Below are 18,940 nucleotides of genomic sequence, written 5' to 3' on the forward strand. Positions count from 1 at the left end.
CGCACAATGCCTTCCCACCGGCTCGCGCTGCCACAGAGAGCGAATTCACAACGTATCGAATCAGAAGTTCACACCAGCTATGCTTTACCTATTACAAACCCTACCCGGCCTTGCCGCGCTCACGTGGCGCGAAGTTGAACAAAAGATCCGGCCTGACTCTGATCGACCAGCGCCGCGCCAAGTCGGCATCCGTGGCGTACCGGCTCGCAACGACCTCATCTTGCTCGACCATCAAGGTTCACCGCGCCCGCTGTTGGCGTTGCGCACGATCGAGGATGTCTTTGTCGTTGCCACCCGCGGCTTTAAAATCGCGCCCGATGATCGCGGCCTGCGCCAGATCTATGCTGCCACCCGTAATGAAGAGGCGGTTAAACCAGCGCTCGACGTTTGGCGGCGGTTGAATGGCGGCAAACGCAACGGCACCTTTCGCGTCGTAACGCGCATCGTTGGCAAGCACAGCTTTCAGCGCCGCGAGTTGGGCCGCGCCGTCGCCGACGCAATGCGCGATGGCTGGCCGGGACGCTGGCAGCCCATCGAGGAGGAGGCCGATCTGGAAGTGTGGGCAACGTTGCTCGAACAAGAACTGATCGTAGCGATCCGGCTCTCTGACGCCTCGTTGCGCCTACGCGGCAAGATTGCCCACCTGCCGGCCTCGCTGCGCCCAGCCCTAGCGGCAGCGATGGTGATGTTGACCCATCCGGCTGAAGATGACATCTTTCTCGACCCGATGGCCGGCGTTGGCACCTTGTTGCTCGAACGAGCGGCAGCGGGACCGTTTACCGCGCTGTACGGCGGTGACATCAGCCCGGCGGCAGTGACGGCGATGCAGGCCAATTTGCGCAGCGTGCGGGGCCAGATCGAAGTACGGCGCTGGAATGCGACGAAGTTACCATTGCCTGACGCAAGCGTAACCAAGGTGGCGGTGAATCTGCCCTTCGGCACCCAGATCGGCGAGGGCGAAGACCTTGAAGATCTGTACCGTGATGTACTGTATCAGATTGCCCGCGTGCTCAAGCCGGGAGGAAGACTGGTGACGCTCGTCGCCGATCAACAACTGCTCGATCGCGCTCGCGCTCAGGCAGCACCGGTCTTGCGCGCTATCGCCCGCCACCGGGTGCTGGTGCTCGGCCACCGCGCGACCATCTGCGAACATATTCGCGTGGCCGGTACGGCAACTCCGCCGCCACCACTGCTGTCCCCTGAAGATGACGACTGGGAGTAACACATGACGCGCCGAATCCGTTCGCTGACCAGCACGTTGATCATTGTGTTCGTCTTTTGGTTGATCTGGTCGCGGCTGCACATTGTGATCTGGGTGCAAATGCCGTGGTGGGGATTATTGCTGTTGGCAATCGGGATCTATTTGGTGATCGATTACGGGATCGATCAGGTGTTTGGCCGACGGCGGTAAAGGCAAGGTAGAGCATAGCGACGCTATGACCCTACCGCCGCTCTTTACCGTGGCAATCCCAACGTCGCCATCACCGCCTCTTCGCGGGCGCGCATAGCGGCCTCGTCAGCGGGGCCGCGCTCGTGGTCATAGCCGAGCAGGTGCAACACGCCATGCACAGTCAGGTAGGCCAATTCACGGGCTGGACTGTGACCATACTCTGCGGCTTGCGCCAACACGCGCTGGTATGAGATCGCAATATCGCCGAGATAGCGCGGCTGATCGGGCGCAACCACAAACGGCCCCCGATCACCGTCATCGGCGAAGGAGAGAACATCGGTTGGCGCGTCAACCCCGCGAAAATCACGGTTGAGCCGGTGCAATTCGGCATCGGTGGTAATGCGAATGCCAAGCTCGCACCCGGCAGGCGCTTGTTCATTGGCCAGCGCCGTGTGCGCAGCCCGTTCGACCAACGTCGCATCAACCTCGATCCCCTCATCAATCAGCACTTCAATGGTATAGCTCATAGCCCGCGCGTCCCTCGCAAAAAAAACGACACAGAGGATCGCGCTATTGACGGCTGCGACCCTCTGCCGTCTAAGCCAGCTTACGGTTTTGATTCATCGGCAGCGTGCTGTAATGCCTGCTGCGCCAGCAAAAGCACGTCGCGCTCGCGCTCGAACGAAACGCGGCGCAGCGCTTCGTCAAGCGGAAACCAACGGGCATCATCAACCTCTCCCGCTTGTGGCCGCACCTCGCCCCGTTCGTAGCGCAGCAGAAAGAGATCGACGTATTTATGCACCCGGCCCGCGCCCGACCGAAACCAATACTCGATTGTCGCCAGATGCCGCTCAACTACACCCTCCAAACCGGTCTCTTCGGCAACTTCACGCACGGCGGCGGCCTCAGCGGTCTCACCGCGATTGACGTGCCCTTTGGGCAGCCCCCAGCGTTCGCCGCGATCGGTGGCAATCAGCGCCACTTCGATCTGCGCGGCGACGATCCGGTAAATAACACCGCCAGCCGAATAAGCTGTGCGATGTGACAAAGAACGGCGTGAAGTCATGGATGTCCGAGTCAGGCACGCTTAAGCACACGACCGGCCCGCATATCCCAATAGCGATCGATCGAGTACTGAATCCGCTCGCGAGCGACATCCGCCGACTCCCAGCCGACCGGCTCGACCCGTGAGCCTTCAAGGTCTTTGTACACGGTAAAGAAGTGTTCGACTTCGCGCAAGTAGTGCGCCGGCAAGGCGGTGTAGTTGTGGTAATCGGCGAAGAAGGGATCGTACTGCAACACTGCCAGCACCTTATCATCCGGCTCACCCTTATCGAGCATGCGGAACAGACCTAGCGGGCGCGCTTCGACAATGCAGCCGGGGAAGGTCGGCAGGTTGGTCATCACCAACACATCAAGCGGATCGCCGTCGTCGTAGTAGGTCTGCGGCATAAAGCCATAATCACCGGGGTATTGCACCGCCGAATAGAGCACCCGGTCGAGGCGAAACGCGCCGATCCGCTTGTCGAACTCATACTTATTGCGCGATCCCTTTGGAATTTCAACCACGACGTGAATCACATTCGGAACGTCTGGGCCGGGCTCCAGATCGTGCCACAGGTTCTGCATTGGTAGCCTCACTCGTATAACGTAACTTGACCCATTACCGCAAGATTATAACACGTCATGGCAGCAAAGAATCGGAGAGACGCCGGCTCCACAACGTCTCTCCGCTGTGCTCATTCCCTTATCGAGCAGCCAGCGCCAGCGCAATCCCGCTGGCCCGATAGCGCGGCCATTCGGCTTGTGACGCGTAGCTGATGATAACCGCGTTTGCCGCCAACCGCGCGACCCCGGCGATGGCGCTGCCGTTGGCCGCTTGACCAGTGAAGGTGATCAGGCGGCTACCGTCAGGGAGCTGGTACGGCGCTTCAGCTTGGGCAACCGTGACCCAATCAGCGACCGCTTGCGACCATCCCGCCTCGCTTAGCACTGCCGGATCGGCCACCGCGCGCCGGCCCACCAACCGGCCATTGCCGGTCGCCGCCAACTCGCCGGGTTGCGCGACCGGTAGCACTTCCCATTCCGCCGGAACCATGATTGCGCCGGTATCGATCTGGGCCGTTGCCAACCCAACTGGCGCCCAGATCAGCGGGCTGGCGTAATCAACGATTGTCGTCAACCGCCGTTGCGGTTCGCCAGTGGGCGAGAGTTGCCACAACTCACCGGCAGTCGCCTCAGCATAGAGTGGCTGATTGCGATCAGCGGTTGGGTTCCAGCCAGAGGGTACCAGCACCGCCAACGTATTGCCGTCAGGCGACCATGCCGCCGCCGCCACGCGCGGAATACGGGCCACGAACTGGCCGCGCAGCGTCAGATCACCACCCGGCAATGTCTCGCGCCGCTCACCGCGCAGCTCGACCAGCGCCAGCCCCCAGATATCGTAACCGGTGAAACCACGGGCATCGCTAAAGTTATACTCCACCAGCGCCAAGCGCTGACCATCGGGGGCAAACACAGGCGGACGGTGCCAACCCGCGCCAGCCAGTGTGGGCATGCCGCCACCCTCGCTGCTGCCGGCAATCATCGTCAGATTAATATCAACCAGTGCCTGATAGCCGAGAAACCGTTGATAGGCCACCTCACGCGCATCGGGCGACCACGCCGGCCCATAGACGAGATAGCCCGCCTCAACCGAGCCATCGGCACTGGCGAAGTCCCACGCATTGGCGCCAGCCCGATTCACTAGCCGGATCGTGTTGGTTTGGCCGGGGAAAGGCAAAAAGTCAGGTTGCGCAGTTGGCGGCGTCGTATATGCCAACCGACGGCCATCAGAGGCGAACACCGGATCGCAACCGGGGCCGATGGCGCGTTCAGTAAAGGTGGGCAGATCGACAATAGTGACCGTCGCCGCTGCACACCAGCGACTCCAGCGCTCCCAATCGAACGGCAAAACCGGCGATTCGGCGGCAGCAGCATAGGCGAGCGACAAGCCATCAGGCGTCCAACTTAGACCATACGCCGCGCGACCCCGCACCAGCACCTGCGCCTCACCGCTTTGGCGATCGATCACACTAATAGTTTGGCCATGCGCAATTGCAATCTGCCGGCCAGCAGCATCAACGGCGACATCGCGCACCTCAGCGGCCAGCACCCGCTCACGCCCGCTCACCGGATCGAGCGCCACCAGTGACCCATTCCGCAAAAAGAGAATCTCAGCCGGATAGGCCGGCGCCACAACGTGCGTTTGAGGCAACGGCGTGGGCGAAACCGGCGCTGGCGTAGCTGAAATGGTCGGCGTCAAGGTTGGCACAGCCGTCGGCAACGTGACCGTTGCGGTCGCCGGCACAGCGGTGGGTGAAGCAATCGGCGAAGTCGGCGCTGGTGTTGGCGGCAGCGACGCTGCGCCGCACCCGGTAAGAACGAGCAGCCAGAGCAGCCAGAGACGGTGCAACATCGGGATCACGTCCTTCCTGCAAGCAGACACATCCTCATCTTGGAGAGTTGCGGCAACCACCGAACGCACGCAACAATCCCTTTTACTATAAAGATGAACGTGATCGATCGTTAGTTCCCGCGGTAGCGGCAGGGACAGAGCGTTGCTCTGTCCCTACTACCGGTTACGGCTGCGTTAACGTTGTTAGATCAACCAGAATTTCAATTTTGCCGGCTGACTGGGCTGCGCTGCGCAACTCGGTCACCCACGGCAAGAAGGTAGTGCTAAACGCCTCTTGGCCGGCAGGCGTATCGAGCAGCATCCGGTCATCAAACGAACGCACCTCTGGCCCGCCGGTCACTTCGATAATGTGCCAGCCATAATCGGTCTGCACCAAGCGCAGCTCACCCGGCTTCATACTGAACACCGCCTCTTCAAACGGTGCGACGTACAAACCACGCGGCGCCCAACCCAAATCGCCACCTTGGGCTGCCGACCCCGGATCATCCGAGCGCGTACGGGCCAGTGCAGCGAAATCACCACCATTTTGCAATTCAGCCAGAATCGCTTCAGCCGTAGCTTTTCGGCTCTCAGCTTCTTCGGGCGTGGCCGACACCAAAATGTGGCGCGCACGCACCTGCTCGGCCGTCGTATGCTTGAGCAACATCTGCTCGATCAAGGCATCACGCCGTAGCAACCGGCGCAACTCTGCCTCATCGGCAATGTTGTTGCTTTGCAGAAACGCTATAAATTGCGCCTCATCGCCACCAGCTTGCGCCAGCCGCAACTGGGTCACTTGCTCGTCGATTTTGGTCTCATCGACGGTAGCGCCCTCTTGCATAGCGGCCTGCACGACTAACTCAACATCGATCATCTGATCAAGCAATGTTTTTGGATCAGCTCCCGGTAAATAAAAACGATCAAAATCTCGCCGCAAGATAAATCCGTCGCCAACTCGCGCAATCACCCCTTCCGGCGCTGAAGTAGTTGCAGCGGTTGGCGCCGGTGGCGCACTGGTCGTTGGCGAACCGGCCACCGTCGGCCCCGACGACCCACCACAGGCGGTTAGCAAAAGGCTCGCGGCCAAGACCAGCCACGCAGCGCGACGAACAAACCAATCTAGCCTCACAAATAGACTCCTCTCCAAAACCACGTCGTGGACGTATCACAAGCAATACGCCGCAGTGTGCTCTCATCCTACCACATATTGCAGACCAAAACGAACAAGGATGCTATTTCATGCAGAACGACAACGCGCCCCGGCGATCATACGCAACAAAACCTTTGCATCAAAGTGTGGTAAGATGGCGCGCTAGTGAGGCGAAACAACGTTTGCCTAGATTACAAGCTGCGCTACACCAACTGATGAGATGGAGGAACAATCTATGGGCCTTATGGAAGGCAAGAAGGGCCTGATTCTCGGCGTGGCCAACGACCGCTCGATCGCGTGGGGCATCGCACAGGCCCTGCATCGCGAAGGGGCGACGATTGGCTTTACCTACCTTGGCGAAGCGCTTGAGCGGCGCGTGCGCCCGTTGGCCGAGAGTCTCAACGCGCCCTTGATCGAGCCGTGCGATGTATCAAAAGATGAAGACATCGCCGCATTGATGGAACGCGCCCACGAGACGTTTGGTCAGATCGATTTTCTCGTCCATGCGATCGCCTTCGCCAACAAAGAGGAATTGAGTGGCACGATACTCAACACGACCCGCGAAGGCTTCCGTATTGCGCTTGAGATTAGCGCCTATTCGCTGATTGCGCTAGTTAAGGCCGCCGAACCGATCTTTGCACCCAACGCGACTGTGCTGACGCTCAGCTACCACGGCGCGCGGCAGGTGATCGGCAGCTACAATGTGATGGGAGTCGCGAAGGCTGCGCTCGAAGCCAGCGTGCGCTATCTCGCTGCCGGTCTCGGCCCGCGCGGGATCCGGGTCAATGCAATCAGCGCCGGCCCGATCCGCACCCTCGCTGCTAGCGGCATCTCAAACTTCCGCAGCTTGCACAAGCACTTCGCCGAATATGCACCGCTCCGCCGCAACGTGACTATCGAGGACGTCGGTAATGCTGCGCTTTACCTCTGCTCGCCATTGTCTGCCGGCGTCACCGGCGAAATTCATTATGTCGATGCCGGCTTTAACGCCATCGTACCCGGAAGCAGCGAAGAGTAGCGGATCGAGTGGCAGTGTGCTACAATGGGGCAACATGCGCACTGCAATGCGGAGGAAAGCATGGTAGAGATTGCAATTGTCTCAACCGATGGCGTAACGGCGCAACGGTTAGCGGCGCTCATCGCTAACCTTGACTTCCGCGTCACGACGTATACTCCTGATACGCTACCCGCAGAACTGCCAGCCCTGTTTATCGTAGCGATGCCGGTGCTGGCTTCGCCCGAAGAACAGGTGATCGAGCGCCTCCGCGCTGATGAGGCGACGGCGAACATCCCGATTGTGATTGCGAGCGCATTGCCGATGAACGAGTTGCAGTCGGTTCCCTACGCCAGCGATTGGACGATCGCGATCGTGCCGGAGCCAGTCGAGGCGAAGGTATTAATCGACACGATCAATTTCCTCTTAGGCAAGGGATGATTGTGTAGCAGGGGCGGGTCGTTACGACCCGCCTAACGCCACCAACGAGCGTTCAACCAGTGCGAACACCGGCGCCGGGATGAGGCCAATAGCTATCGTGCCGATCGCTGCCACCACAATATCAACGGTAAGACCGCGATTGAGGGCAGGGGCCGGCTCGCCTGCCGGCTCGGTCATAAACATGCGGATGATAACGCGCAGGTAGAAGAAAGCAGCCACGGCACTCGTAAGCACCCCCACCAACGCCAACCACGGAAGCCCCCCCTCCCATGCTGCGGTGAGCGCGTAGAACTTGGCCATAAAACCGGCAGTCGGCGGCACGCCGGCCAGCGAGAACATAAAGATTGCCATTGCCACCGCAAGCATTGGCTGGCGCTGGTACAAGCCGGCAAAATCGTCGAGCCGCCACGCATTCTCGCCTTGATGCTCAAGCGCGATCAGCACTGCGAACGCCCCTAGATTGCTCAGCGCATACACCAGCAGATAGAAGATAAACGCTTCTGGCCCGCGTTGCTCGCCGGCGACCATCACACCGAGCATTACATAACCGGCATGGCCAATGCTCGAGTAGGCCAGCATGCGCTTCACGTTGGTCTGCGCAATGGCACCCAAATTGCCGACCACCATCGTCAGCGCGGTCAGACCGGCCAGCACCGGTAACCAGTACTCGCTCAGCGTCGGCAAGCCCTCAAAGAGCAGCCGCACCAAAGCAGCCAGCGCACCGCCTTTGGTGCCAACACTCATAAACGCTGCTACCGGCGTCGGCGACCCCTCGTAGACATCGGGTGTCCACATGTGGAACGGTGCCAACGCCACCTTGAAGGCAAAAGCGATGAGCACCATCGCCGCGCCGCCAAGCAACAGGGTCAGATTGAGATCGCCCAACCCGCGGCTGGCTGCATATGCGCCAATCTCAGCCAGTCGGGTCGAACCGGCGGCACCAAAGACCAACGCAATGCCATAGACGAAAAATCCGGCGGCAAACGCGCCCAACACCAGATATTTCATCGCCGCCTCTTCCGAGGTCAGACGCGGGTAGGCAAAGCCGGTCAAAACGTAGAGCGTAATCGAGAGCGTCTCGATGCCGAGGAACAACACGATCAGATCGGTGCCTTGGGCAAGCAGGATCATGCCGCTGACAGCAAACATGATCAGCGGATAGAACTCTCCTTGCTCGATCCCTTGGCTAGGCAAATACTCCAGCGACATCGTAATGCTGAGAATGCCGACTAGCAAGAAGACCCACGTCAGCGTGAGGGCAAACGGATCGAGCCGCAGCATCCCGTCGAAGGTAGTACCGGTCACTCCCCAGAGGGGAAGACCAACCAACCCGGCCACCACCAAACCGCCGATCGCAAGGTAACCGGTCAATTTCTTGCGACCATCGGGAATAAAGAACACGTCAACCAACAGCAAGACGGTCGCCCACGTGATCACCACCAAGAGGGGCGCCATTAACGTCAGATCCACCGGCGGGATCATCAATGAATCCATCTGATCTCCTCCTCGCCTGCGCCGGCGATACCGCTTGTTTCTGCCACGTCACTTTGTGCGCCGGCCAGATGCGCCATTTGGGTTATGCGTGTATGCGGTGATATCATTTCACGTTTGTGCTAACACCTAAGCAGTTTTTATGCCAGTACGAGGGCGGGTTGACCAAGGCAGCGCATCGCCGAGCGTGCCCGCAATTAGCTTTGGCGAACGTAACAATACTTTTCACCCTTATCACCGGCCCTGCTCCCCGTTGCTGGGGAGCAGGGAAGCGCTTGCCGCTCTCGTGGGCTGGCGCACCCACCCCTCATTGCTTTATGTGCCTATCCTCGCGCCAGCGTGAGCGCGCCGGATCTAGCAGATCGCTACCCGCCCGCCACCTGCGCCATTAGTTCGGCTACTAGTGCTGCAACACTGTGCTGCATGCCAGCAAAGAAGAGCGCGGGATAGATGCCAATCACGACAATTGGAATGCTCAACAAAGTGAAAGTCGTGAGTTCACGCTGATTGAGATCGGGCAAATTAGCATTGGCCGGCTGTGAGACATCGCCCATAAAGACGGCCCGGAAGAGTTTGAGCAGATACGCCGCCGCTAACACTACGCCACCAACGGCAATGGCAACATAGACCCAACCGAGCAATGGCGACCGGAAAGCGCCGGCAATGATGGTAAACTCACCGACAAAGCCATTGAGGCCCGGCAAGCCCGCCGATGAGAGCGCCACTAGCAGACTGAAGGCGGCAAACACCGGCATCACCTTCCACAAGCCGCCATACTCGGCCAGCTCGCGGGTATGCCGGCGTTCATACAGCACCCCCACCATCAAGAAGAGGGCACTCGTGCTAAGACCGTGGTTGACCATCTGCAACACCGCGCCGCTGATCCCTTCAGTGTTAAGCGCGAAGATGCCAAGCACCACAAATCCCATGTGGCTAACCGATGAATAAGCCACCAGTTTTTTCATGTCTGACTGGGCAAAGGCCACCGCCGCGCCGTAGATGATCCCGATCACAGCTAGTACGGCTAAGGCCGGCGCCGCCCACTGCGACGCTGCCGGGAAAAGGGTCAAGTTATAGCGGATCATGCCGTAGCCGCCCAATTTGAGCAACACCCCAGCCAACACCACCGAACCAGCCGTTGGCGCTTCGACGTGTGCGTCGGGCAACCACGTGTGAAACGGCCAAAGCGGCACCTTCACCGCAAAGGCCAGAAAAAACGCGCCAAACAGCAGCCGCTCGGTTAATGTATCAAGGGTAAACCGGCCAGAGCGCAGATCACTAACAAACTGGCCAAAGCTAAACGTGCCGCGAAAACCGGGTTCGACGGCGGCAATAGCGTCGCGGTGCAGAATGTGCAACGCAATCAGAGCCAGCAACATCAGCACTGAACCGGCAAACGTGTAGAGAAAAAACTTGCGCGCAGCGTAGATGCGGTTCTGGCTGCCCCAGATCCCAATGAGAAAGGTCATCGGAATGAGCGTAAACTCCCAGAAGAGATAAAACAGCAGCAAATCCTGCGCCAGAAAGACGCCGAGCATCGCTGTCTGCAAAATGAGTAGCAGAATCTGGAAGTTACGCACATCCTTATGCACTGAGTCCCACGTTGACAGCACCACAATCGGCCCGAGAAAGGTAGTCAGCATCACCAGCCAGAGACTGATGCCATCAACCCCCAAACTATACGTTGCGCCAACGATTGGCAACCACGGCAACTCTTCAACAAATTGCATGACTGGCGGCGCGCCCACCACTGCGATCTGCATCGGATTGGTCTCGAAGCGCAGCGGCAACAGCAGCGAAATGAGAAAAACGGCCACCATCGTCACAAGCGATATCCGGCGGGACAACTCGACATTGGCGCGCGGCACGAACAACAACGCCAACGCCCCGGCTGCCGGCAGCCAGAGGACGAGCGAGAGGAGCGGAAAGCCTAGCTGATTCATAGCACTCCCTCGTGGAGCGACGTGCCGGCTAGATCACCGCCAGCCGCCGCTCCGGCCTTCCCGTACCAGAGAACCCTTGACCGTCTGTGTAGGACGTTTGCACCGCGTTGCACCAGCACCCGTGATCATTGCGCGCTGAGCGCAGGGGTAGAGTGGGGTACTGCCCGTGCGCGGCGAAGCCATCGCCTTCGAGCACGACCCGATCCCCCTTAGCCTTCCCTCCCGACCCAGCGGGAAATTGCTGCGGTCGGGCGGCACCCAACGCGGTTGGCAGCCATTGCTCCCTCGCAATGACATACGGGCACCTTTGCCCGTTCCCCCATTGTCATTGCGCGCTGAGCACAGGGGTAGAGCGAGGTGCTGCCCGCGCGCGGCGAAGTCATCGCCTTCGAGCACGACCCGATCCCCCTCAGCCTTACCTCCCGCCCCAGCGGGAGATTGCTGCAGTCGAGCGGCGTCTGCGTAACCACAGCCGGAGGGCAGGCGCTGGTTCGTACCCCCACCCTCCGTCCCCCTCCCCCATTGGAGAAGAGGGCGCTGTCTTCTCCCTCCCGCAGCGGGGGCGGGTTGGAGTGAGGGCTGTGCCTAGCGGGCAAACCACAACATCACCCCCAGCACAATCAAGACCCCAACTGTAAAGACCAGAGCGTAGGTGCGCACATACCCGGTTTGCAAGGCACGCACGCCGTTGGCCAAGCCGCCGAAGAAGCGGCCAACTCCCATCACCAACCCATCAACCCCTTGCGGGTCGAAAACGCGAGCCAGAAAATCGGCCAGCCGCTCGAAGCCGACTACCACCGTGCGCTGGTAGAGCCGGTCGAAATACCATGCTTCTTCCATCCCTTTCCAGATATCGCCGCTGTAGCGGTAGGCCGGATCTTTGCCGCCAATTTTGATCTTGGCCGCGTTGGAGGTGTACACCCACCAGCCGAGATAACCCATACCTCCCGCACCGGCTGTCGCGATCAACGCCAACCAGAGGTTAAATTCGCCGGCCTTTTCATGCAACACCGGTTCGAGCCAATCGGTCAACCAGTGCAGCGCCGGCACATTGATCGCGCCGCCAATGGTTGCGCCAACCGCCAGCACCACCAGCGGTACGGTCATCACCTGCGGGCTTTCGTGCGGATGATAGCTAGGATCGCGCTGCGTACCAAAAAAGACCAGCGCTACCTGCCGGCCCATATAAAAGGCGGTCAGCAGCGATGTCAGGAAGAGAAGAACAAAGATCGGCGTGTGGCCGTGGCTGATCGCATGGGCCAAAATCTCGTCTTTACTCCAGAAGCCGGCAAACGGCACAATACCGGCCAGCGCCAACGCGCCGATCACATACGTGCGGAAGGTGGTTGGCATCGCATCCTTCAACCCACCCATTCGCCGCATATCCTGCGTGTCGTGGGTACCGTGAATGACCGAACCGGCGGCGAGGAAAAGCAGCGCCTTGAAGATACCGTGGGTCAGCAGGTGGAAGATCGCGGCCACATACGCCCCCATGCCACAGGCCGCCACCATAAAACCCAACTGCGAGACGGTGCTATAAGCCAGCACCCGCTTAATATCCCACTGCGCCATAGCGGCGGTGCCGGCCAGCAGCGCTGTCAGCGCGCCGATCCATGCTACCCAGCCTTGGGTGGTAAACGATGCGACAAACAACGGCTCGGCGCGGGCCATCAAATAGACACCGCCGGTCACCATCGTTGCGGCGTGAATGAGTGCCGAGACCGGCGTCGGGCCGGCCATCGCATCGGGCAGCCAGACAAAGAGCGGGAACTGGGCACTCTTGCCAGTGGCACCGATCAGTAACAGGAACGAGATCGCTGTGCTGACGAAGATCGGCTGCCAATCGGGGCCGATACGCAGGCCGGCAATATCGCTAACTCGTTCGAGAAAGCCGAGCTGACCGCCTTCACCATCGCCATAAAAGTTGAGCGTGCCAAAATACGCGAATACCGCTAGCATAGCGAGAATAAAGGCCGCGTCGCCGATCCGGTTGACGACAAACGCCTTCACTGCTGCCGCACTGGCTGACTTGCGCTCAAACCAGAAACCAATGAGTAAGAAAGAACAGAGACCGACGCCTTCCCAACCGAGGAACAGTAGCAGCAGATTGTTCGCCATCACGAGGAAGAGCATCATCGTGACGAACAGATTGAGGTAGGCGAAATAGCGCACTACCCGCGGGTCGCCGTGCATGTAGCCGATTGAATAGACGTGGATCAACGCGCCGACGCCGGTAATCAACAGTGCCATCACTGCCGTCAGCGGGTCGAACATGATCGCAAACGGCACCCGGAAGCTGCCGGTATTGATCCATTCCCATGCCGTACTGACAATCCGCCGTTCTTCTGGTGGCATGCCGGCCAGCATCGCCACCGCAATCAGCGTCACTACAAACGCTGCCGCCACCAAGCCGCTCGCCACCAGACCCGCTTCGCGTTCGCGGCGAATAACGAACACATTCAACAAAAAGCCAATAAACGGCAGCAGCGGAATAAGCCAGATCAACAGTTCCATAGCCGGCTAGCCCTTCAATGTACTGACTTCATCGACATCTGCCGTGCGTTTGGTGCGGAAGATCGAGACGAGCAGCGCCAAACCGACCGCCACTTCAGCGGCAGCCACCGTAATCACGAAGAAGACGAGCACCTGCGCTTCCACCGCAAGCCGTTCACGGGCAAACGCGACCAGCGCCAAGTTGGCCGCGTTGAGCATCAACTCAACCGACATAAAGACCACAATCACATTGCGCCGGAGCAAGACGCCAAGCACACCGATAGTAAACAGAATGGCGCTGAGCAACACATAATACGAGGTGGGCACCATCAGATCTTCCTCCCGCGCTGATTCAAGACCACCACTCCAATCACCGCGATCAGCAGGATAAACCCGGTCACCTCAAACGGCAGCAGATACTCGGTGAAGAGCAGCGCCCCCAATGAGCGCGGATCGCTGAACTGGGCCAGCGCCTCACCGACTGGCGGCGGCGTGGTAGCACCACCCAAACCAACCACGACCGATACCACCAACAAGGCCAAGCCCAACAATAATGCCAACGGTTGCTGCCACGCAATCCGATCCGGCGCATCTTCCACCTTCTCGGCGCCCAACAACATCACCACAAACAGAAACAACACCATAATCGCGCCGGCGTAAACAGTGAGCTGGATCGCGAACAGAAAGGGAGCGCTCAACAACAAATACATTACCGAGATGGCGGTGAAGTTCAACAGCAAAAAAAGCGCGCTATGCACCGCATTGCGCGAAACCAGCATCGCCACCGCGCCGGTAATCGCGATCACGGCTGTGATGAAGAACAGGATTAAGTCCATACACCGTGCTCCAGATATTGCAACCGCAGAGGCGAACCAAGCTCCTCTGCGCCAGATCACAAATCAATCTTGGCCGGCGGGCTAGGTTGCCGGTTAAGCTGCTGCAAGATCGGCGGTGGCTCGCCGTGACCTTTATCTGGGGGCACGAGCAGCATCTCTTTGGTGTAGATGGCTGCGCGCCGGTCATAAAAACTCAACTCATACTGGTGCTCGAGCACAATGGCGTTGGTGGGACAGGCATCTTCGCAATAGCCGCAAAAGATGCAGCGCAGCATATTAATCTCATACACCGCAGCATACCGCTCGCCGGGTGAACGCGGGTTAGCGGGGTCATTTTCCGCCGGAATGACCAAGATTGCATCGGCGGGGCAGGCTGCGGCGCACAGCGCGCAACCGATGCAACGCTCTTGGCCGTTGGCGAAACGCTTCAGCTCGTGGCGGCCACGGAACCGCTCGCGCACCGGACGCTTAACTTCGGGATATTGCACCGTCACCGGACGCTTGAACATGTAGCGCAGCGTGGTTCCTAACCCTTTAACCAGTTCTTTGAGCATACGTCTATCCTTTCAGGCGATGCGCCGCATCACCCCTACGATTGGGGAATCTGTATGTCGTTGACCAAGGTGACGTTATCCACCGGCTTGGGGGTGCGGTTGAAACCAATGGCAATCGCAATGGTTAATGCCCCCAAGCCGAACAAGACCCACGAATGCACCACCCGATCGGGAACAAGGACGATCACAACCGCAGTGTAGACCAGATTGAGCAAGCCGACCGGCAACAACCACTTCCAACCCAAATCCATCAAGCGATCGTAGCGCAAGCGCGGCCACGAAGCGCGTACCCAGACCGAGATGAACAAGAAGATGACGACCTTGAGCAAGAACGCGCCCAGCGAGACAAGACCAAAGACGATGCTACCGGCCACCGGCCCGGCCAGCGCCGTCACCTCCCGGCCCAGAATGTCGAGGCCGGGGAAGTTCCAGCCGCCAAAGAAGAAGGTGACGGCCAAGGCCGAGACAGCAATGAGTTTAATATATTCGGCCATAAAGAAGAGCGCGAATTTCATCGAGCCGTATTCGGTGTTGTAACCGCCAGTCAACTCTTGCTCAGCTTCGACCAGATCGAACGGCGCGCGCACCACTTCGGCAGTCGCCGCCACCATAAAGAGCACGAAACCGAGCAATTGCGGGATGATGCCCCACAAGCCGCCTTGTTGCTGCGTAACGATCTCGTGGGTAGAGAAGGTACCATAGGTCATCACCACGCTAAGCACCGCACACCCCAGCGCTAACTCATACGAGATGAGCTGCGCCGAGGAGCGGATGCCGCCGAGCATCGAGTATTTGTTATTCGAGGCCCAACCGGCCAGCGTGATGCCGTAGACGCCGATGCTGGTCACAGCCAGCACATAGAGCACTCCAATATTCAGATCGGTAATCTGCAAGATATTCCACAAATTGGCCCGCGCCGGATCATAACAGGCCTGATAATCCCAGTTAAGGTTGAGACAACCGAACGGAATGACGGCCCAAATGATCAGGGCCGGAATCACGGCAAGCGCCGGCGCCAACAGATAGACCGGCTTATCGGCCATTGCCGGCACGATATCTTCCTTAAAAAAGAGCTTGACAGCATCGGCAGCGGGTTGCAAAAAGCCCTTTGGCCCGGCCCGGTTGGGTCCGACACGGTGCTGCAAGCGCGCAAGGAGCCGGCGCTCGAACAGAGTCAAATAGGCGAAGGCTGTTGTCACCGCAAGGGTGATGACAAAGCACTGAATGACGATAATCAGAATGGTGAGCCAATCCATGATCGCTCCCTTTGTGGCATGATGCCCTCATTCCCCAACCCCTGCTCCCACAACGCGGGAGCAGGGGAGCGGTAGGTTACCGGAAACAGAATGCGCTTACCCCATCACCACTTTCGCCAGACTCACTCGTGTGCGCGGGCCGGTTTCGATAGCGGCTGCTTCAACGTCGGCCAACCCTGCTGGTAACAAGATTATGCCAGCCGGCAGATCAGCCAGCACCCGCGCCGGCAGCACCAATTCACCGGCAGCCGAGGCAAGCCGCACCCGATCGCCGCTGTGGATATTCAACTTGGCCGCATCATCAGCGCTAATCGCTACGTACCCTGCCGGTACGAGATTCTGCAACTTTGATCCGCGCAGGTAGCGGTCGCCGTCATAAGCTAACACCTGTTCGAGCAGTAGCAGCGGGCGGTCATCGGCAAAGCCAGTGACCGCGCCGGTGAAAGTCAAAGTCACGCCTTTAGCCAGCGCCGGCGGCAACACCAGACCTACCCCCTCATTGTTGGCATAGCTGGTGCCATCGTAGTAGATAGCGTCATCGGATTGGCGACCCCAACTACCGCCAGTGCCGGTAGCGGCTAAGGCAGCGTAGGTTATACCGGCATAGCCCGGCACTTTAGCAACGATCTCGGCGGCGACATCAGCCGCTACCACGTACTCCCATGCCTCGGCTGTGATCGAGATCGGGCCGTTACGCCCACTGCCAATCGGCACCATTGCCAGCGTTTGGGCCACTGCGGCGATGATTTGCCAGTCAGGCCGGACTTCACCCACCGGCGCGCAGGCTTGCCGCGAGCGTTGCACCCGCCGCTCGGCGTTAGTATACGTGCCTTCGCGTTCGGCGACACTAGCCGTCGGCAGCACCACATCGGCCAATTCGGCGCTCGCAGTGAGGAAGAGGTCTTGCACAACTACGAACTCAGCCGCTTCCAGCGCCGCGCGGGCGGCGGGCAGCTTGGCCGCCGGATCGATGCCGGCCAGCCAGATGGCGCGCACCTTGCCGGCCTGCGCTGCGGCCCAGATGCCGTTGGCATCGAGGCCAGCCTGTTTGCGCGGCACATAACCCGGCCCAGCATCGGGACGCACCCCCATCTCGATTGCGCCACGGCTATTGCCGCCCGGCAACAGAGCGATGAGACCATTGTTCGCTGTACCAGCCCGGCCAGTCAACAGCATCAATGCGGCGAGCGCTTCGGCCAGCGCCGGTCCGGCGCTGCGCGCTTCCCAACCGTAGACGATCAGGCTCTGCTCGGCGGCGAGAATATCTTGCGCCAGCGTTTCCAACTCTGCCACCGGCAACCCGCATGCCGCCGCAAGATCAGCGAGCTTCGACTGGCCAACCGCTCGGCGCAGATCATTCCACCCATGCACCCGATCGAGCGCTGCCGGCTTACCACCCGCTTCGAGCGCCGCCTTCAACAGGCCATGGACAAATGCCAATTCACCTTCGGGCCGGTAGCGCACCACCTTCGTTGCCGAACGGTCGAGCTTGGTCGGGCGTAGACCGGCGACAATCAGCTTGCCACCGCGCTGGGCAATCCCGCGCAGACGCAGCAGATAGAGCGGCGCTTCCTCTTCGGGATCGGCCCCCACCACCAACACCACCGTCCCCGCGCCGAGCTTGCTCAGATCGGTACCGGGGCCGGGCGCAAGCAAGCCGCCAATCTCATCAGGTGGGTACGCTGCTGGGCCGCCGCTGCCGGTATCAATGTTCTCGCTGCCCAACTCGCGCAGCAGCTTCTGGAAGAGGTAAAGGTCTTCATTGCTCAGATGCGGCCCGGCTAAACCGGCCAAGGCATTGCCGCCGTGCCGCGCCCGGATAATCGTCAACTGATCGGCCACCACCTCAAGCGCCTCGTCCCAACTGACCGGCACCAGTTTGCCATCGCGCCGCACCAACGGCGTGGTCAGACGATCGGGCGACTCGATAAAGCGATGGCCATAACGGCCCTTATCGCAAATCCAGATATCGTTCACCGCCGCATTCTCGCGCGGCATCACCCGCATGAGGCGGTCGTGGCGCATATCGAGGGTGAGGTTACAACCAACCGGGCACAGCGTGCAGACCACCGGCTTGCTCTGCAACTCCCACACCCGCGCCTTAAAGCGGAAATCGCTGCTGGTGAGTGCGCCTACCGGGCAAATATCGGTTGTATTGCCCGAGAACTTGCTGTTAAAGGGCGGATCCGACTTCGAGATAATCATCCAATTGCGGCCCCGGTTATCAAAACCGAGCACCGGATCATCGGCAATTTCGTCTTGGAAACGGACGCAGCGCCCGCAGAGAATGCAGCGCTCGCGATCGAGGTAGATCAAGTCGCCCAGCTTGACCGGCTTCTCGAAATGCACTTTATCGTTATAATCGAAACGTGAAACCGCCGGCCCCCAACCCATTGTCAAGTTCTGCAACGGGCACTCGCCACCTTTGTCGCACACTGGGCAATCGAGCGGGTGCGAGGTGAGCAAAAATTCGAGAATACCGCGTTGGGCAAACTTCACCTGCTCAGTGGTCGTCTGAACCACCATCCCCGGACTCACCGGCGTGGTGCAGGCGGTTTGCAACTTGGGCATCATCGCAATGACCGGCTGGCCATTGGCGTCAAGCACCGGCTGGCGCGTAGCCGGATCGATCTTTGGCGTACCGACTTCAACCAAACACATCCGGCACATACCGACCGGCTTGAGGCGTGGATGGTAGCAGAAGACCGGGATTGCGATCCCAGCTTGGCGAGCCGCATCAACAATATTGGTACCGGCAGGCACCGTTACCCGCACTCCATCAATGGTAAGCGTCACATCTGGCATTGTAGGTGACCCTATTCTAGTAACGGATGGATGACCCCTTACCCCCAACCCCGCTCCCTGTAGACGGGGAGCGGGGAGCCACTGTATCGCGGAATGGAGAGGGGAAAGGCCATCGCTACATCTCACTCCCTACGCCCCACTCCCTACCTCC

Annotated in this window: 17 protein-coding genes; 4 read left to right on the forward strand and 13 right to left on the reverse strand. The window is 59.7% G+C overall.

The genetic code is table 11. From position 1 onward, the window contains the following. The first annotated feature begins 79 nt into the window (after positions 1-79). Together Q1A59_RS05175 and Q1A59_RS05180 are read left to right on the forward strand one after the other, a co-directional pair. Positions 80-1,222: a methyltransferase domain-containing protein gene (locus tag Q1A59_RS05175; protein ID WP_298401152.1), complete on the forward strand. Its 1,143-nt coding sequence runs from the start codon at positions 80-82 to the stop codon at positions 1,220-1,222. 3 nt (positions 1,223-1,225) lie between these two features. Beyond that, positions 1,226-1,411 (forward strand): hypothetical protein, encoded by a 186-nt coding sequence (locus Q1A59_RS05180; RefSeq protein WP_298401150.1) that lies wholly within the window; start codon positions 1,226-1,228, stop codon positions 1,409-1,411. Between the two features lie 44 nt (positions 1,412-1,455). On the opposite strand, the gene ybeY is transcribed toward Q1A59_RS05180, so the two are convergent. From ybeY to Q1A59_RS05205, 5 genes are all read right to left on the reverse strand, one after another. Continuing rightward, a complete protein-coding gene (gene ybeY / locus Q1A59_RS05185; RefSeq protein ID WP_298401147.1) occupies positions 1,456-1,917 on the reverse strand; it encodes an rRNA maturation RNase YbeY in 462 nt (153 codons plus the stop codon). A gap of 80 nt (positions 1,918-1,997) precedes the next feature. Next, complete coding sequence (locus Q1A59_RS05190) at positions 1,998-2,456, reverse strand: NUDIX hydrolase (RefSeq protein WP_298401144.1); 459 nt, start codon at positions 2,454-2,456, stop codon at positions 1,998-2,000. An 11-nt stretch (positions 2,457-2,467) separates the two neighbouring features. Beyond that, complete coding sequence (locus Q1A59_RS05195) at positions 2,468-3,019, reverse strand: inorganic diphosphatase (RefSeq protein WP_012259161.1); 552 nt, start codon at positions 3,017-3,019, stop codon at positions 2,468-2,470. Positions 3,020-3,137: 118 nt separating this feature from the next. Continuing rightward, positions 3,138-4,847, reverse strand: a complete 1,710-nt coding sequence (locus tag Q1A59_RS05200) for a hypothetical protein (protein WP_298401379.1) — start codon at positions 4,845-4,847, stop codon at positions 3,138-3,140. Positions 4,848-5,010: 163 nt separating this feature from the next. After that, positions 5,011-5,955, reverse strand: coding sequence for a peptidylprolyl isomerase (locus Q1A59_RS05205; protein ID WP_298401126.1), 945 nt, complete (start codon positions 5,953-5,955; stop codon positions 5,011-5,013). A gap of 256 nt (positions 5,956-6,211) precedes the next feature. Between Q1A59_RS05205 and Q1A59_RS05210 the strand changes: the two genes are divergently transcribed. Both Q1A59_RS05210 and Q1A59_RS05215 read left to right on the forward strand, forming a co-directional pair. Next, positions 6,212-6,994: an enoyl-ACP reductase gene (locus Q1A59_RS05210; RefSeq protein WP_299644216.1), complete on the forward strand. Its 783-nt coding sequence runs from the start codon at positions 6,212-6,214 to the stop codon at positions 6,992-6,994. Positions 6,995-7,054: 60 nt separating this feature from the next. Continuing rightward, complete coding sequence (locus tag Q1A59_RS05215) at positions 7,055-7,411, forward strand: hypothetical protein (RefSeq protein WP_299644218.1); 357 nt, start codon at positions 7,055-7,057, stop codon at positions 7,409-7,411. A 21-nt stretch (positions 7,412-7,432) separates the two neighbouring features. Here Q1A59_RS05215 and Q1A59_RS05220 read toward each other — a convergent pair whose 3' ends face one another. From Q1A59_RS05220 to nuoG, 8 genes are all read right to left on the reverse strand, one after another. Then, positions 7,433-8,905, reverse strand: coding sequence for an NADH-quinone oxidoreductase subunit N (locus tag Q1A59_RS05220; RefSeq protein ID WP_298401119.1), 1,473 nt, complete (start codon positions 8,903-8,905; stop codon positions 7,433-7,435). A 362-nt stretch (positions 8,906-9,267) separates the two neighbouring features. Continuing rightward, the gene (locus tag Q1A59_RS05225; protein WP_299644221.1) at positions 9,268-10,845 is read right to left on the reverse strand and encodes a NuoM family protein; all 1,578 of its coding nucleotides are present in this window, start codon (positions 10,843-10,845) and stop codon (positions 9,268-9,270) included. Positions 10,846-11,430: 585 nt separating this feature from the next. After that, positions 11,431-13,359, reverse strand: a complete 1,929-nt coding sequence (gene nuoL, locus Q1A59_RS05230; protein WP_298401113.1) for an NADH-quinone oxidoreductase subunit L — start codon at positions 13,357-13,359, stop codon at positions 11,431-11,433. A gap of 6 nt (positions 13,360-13,365) precedes the next feature. Further along, a complete protein-coding gene (gene nuoK / locus Q1A59_RS05235) occupies positions 13,366-13,668 on the reverse strand; it encodes an NADH-quinone oxidoreductase subunit NuoK (protein ID WP_298401111.1) in 303 nt (100 codons plus the stop codon). After that, on the reverse strand, positions 13,668-14,174 hold the full coding sequence (locus tag Q1A59_RS05240) for an NADH-quinone oxidoreductase subunit J (RefSeq protein ID WP_298401109.1): 507 nt from the start codon (positions 14,172-14,174) through the stop codon (positions 13,668-13,670). The genes nuoK and Q1A59_RS05240 overlap by 1 nt, the downstream gene beginning before the upstream one ends. Before the next feature lie 56 nt (positions 14,175-14,230). Further along, on the reverse strand, positions 14,231-14,728 hold the full coding sequence (gene nuoI, locus Q1A59_RS05245) for an NADH-quinone oxidoreductase subunit NuoI (RefSeq protein ID WP_066790056.1): 498 nt from the start codon (positions 14,726-14,728) through the stop codon (positions 14,231-14,233). Between the two features lie 35 nt (positions 14,729-14,763). Continuing rightward, on the reverse strand, positions 14,764-15,984 hold the full coding sequence (gene nuoH / locus Q1A59_RS05250; RefSeq protein ID WP_298401101.1) for an NADH-quinone oxidoreductase subunit NuoH: 1,221 nt from the start codon (positions 15,982-15,984) through the stop codon (positions 14,764-14,766). Between the two features lie 96 nt (positions 15,985-16,080). After that, complete coding sequence (gene nuoG / locus Q1A59_RS05255) at positions 16,081-18,789, reverse strand: NADH-quinone oxidoreductase subunit NuoG (protein WP_299644226.1); 2,709 nt, start codon at positions 18,787-18,789, stop codon at positions 16,081-16,083. Positions 18,790-18,940: the final 151 nt, after the last annotated feature.

It is taken from the genome of uncultured Chloroflexus sp., assembly GCF_937951745.1.
Classification (GTDB): domain Bacteria; phylum Chloroflexota; class Chloroflexia; order Chloroflexales; family Chloroflexaceae; genus Chloroflexus.

Bases quoted from the DNA above. Each gene is read 5' to 3' on its own strand.
- Q1A59_RS05175 (WP_298401152.1), top strand. From the start codon at position 80: ATGCTTTACCTATTACAAACCCTACCCGGCCTTGCCGCGCTCACGTGG.
- Q1A59_RS05180 (WP_298401150.1), top strand. From the start codon at position 1,226: ATGACGCGCCGAATCCGTTCGCTGACCAGCACGTTGATCATTGTGTTC.
- ybeY (WP_298401147.1), bottom strand. From the start codon at position 1,917: ATGAGCTATACCATTGAAGTGCTGATTGATGAGGGGATCGAGGTTGAT.
- Q1A59_RS05190 (WP_298401144.1), bottom strand. From the start codon at position 2,456: ATGACTTCACGCCGTTCTTTGTCACATCGCACAGCTTATTCGGCTGGC.
- Q1A59_RS05195 (WP_012259161.1), bottom strand. From the start codon at position 3,019: ATGCAGAACCTGTGGCACGATCTGGAGCCCGGCCCAGACGTTCCGAAT.
- Q1A59_RS05200 (WP_298401379.1), bottom strand. From the start codon at position 4,847: ATGTTGCACCGTCTCTGGCTGCTCTGGCTGCTCGTTCTTACCGGGTGC.
- Q1A59_RS05210 (WP_299644216.1), top strand. From the start codon at position 6,212: ATGGGCCTTATGGAAGGCAAGAAGGGCCTGATTCTCGGCGTGGCCAAC.
- Q1A59_RS05215 (WP_299644218.1), top strand. From the start codon at position 7,055: ATGGTAGAGATTGCAATTGTCTCAACCGATGGCGTAACGGCGCAACGG.
- Q1A59_RS05220 (WP_298401119.1), bottom strand. From the start codon at position 8,905: ATGGATTCATTGATGATCCCGCCGGTGGATCTGACGTTAATGGCGCCC.
- Q1A59_RS05225 (WP_299644221.1), bottom strand. From the start codon at position 10,845: ATGAATCAGCTAGGCTTTCCGCTCCTCTCGCTCGTCCTCTGGCTGCCG.
- nuoL (WP_298401113.1), bottom strand. From the start codon at position 13,359: ATGGAACTGTTGATCTGGCTTATTCCGCTGCTGCCGTTTATTGGCTTT.
- nuoK (WP_298401111.1), bottom strand. From the start codon at position 13,668: ATGGTGCCCACCTCGTATTATGTGTTGCTCAGCGCCATTCTGTTTACT.
- Q1A59_RS05240 (WP_298401109.1), bottom strand. From the start codon at position 14,174: ATGGACTTAATCCTGTTCTTCATCACAGCCGTGATCGCGATTACCGGC.
- nuoI (WP_066790056.1), bottom strand. From the start codon at position 14,728: ATGCTCAAAGAACTGGTTAAAGGGTTAGGAACCACGCTGCGCTACATG.
- nuoH (WP_298401101.1), bottom strand. From the start codon at position 15,984: ATGGATTGGCTCACCATTCTGATTATCGTCATTCAGTGCTTTGTCATC.
- nuoG (WP_299644226.1), bottom strand. From the start codon at position 18,789: ATGCCAGATGTGACGCTTACCATTGATGGAGTGCGGGTAACGGTGCCT.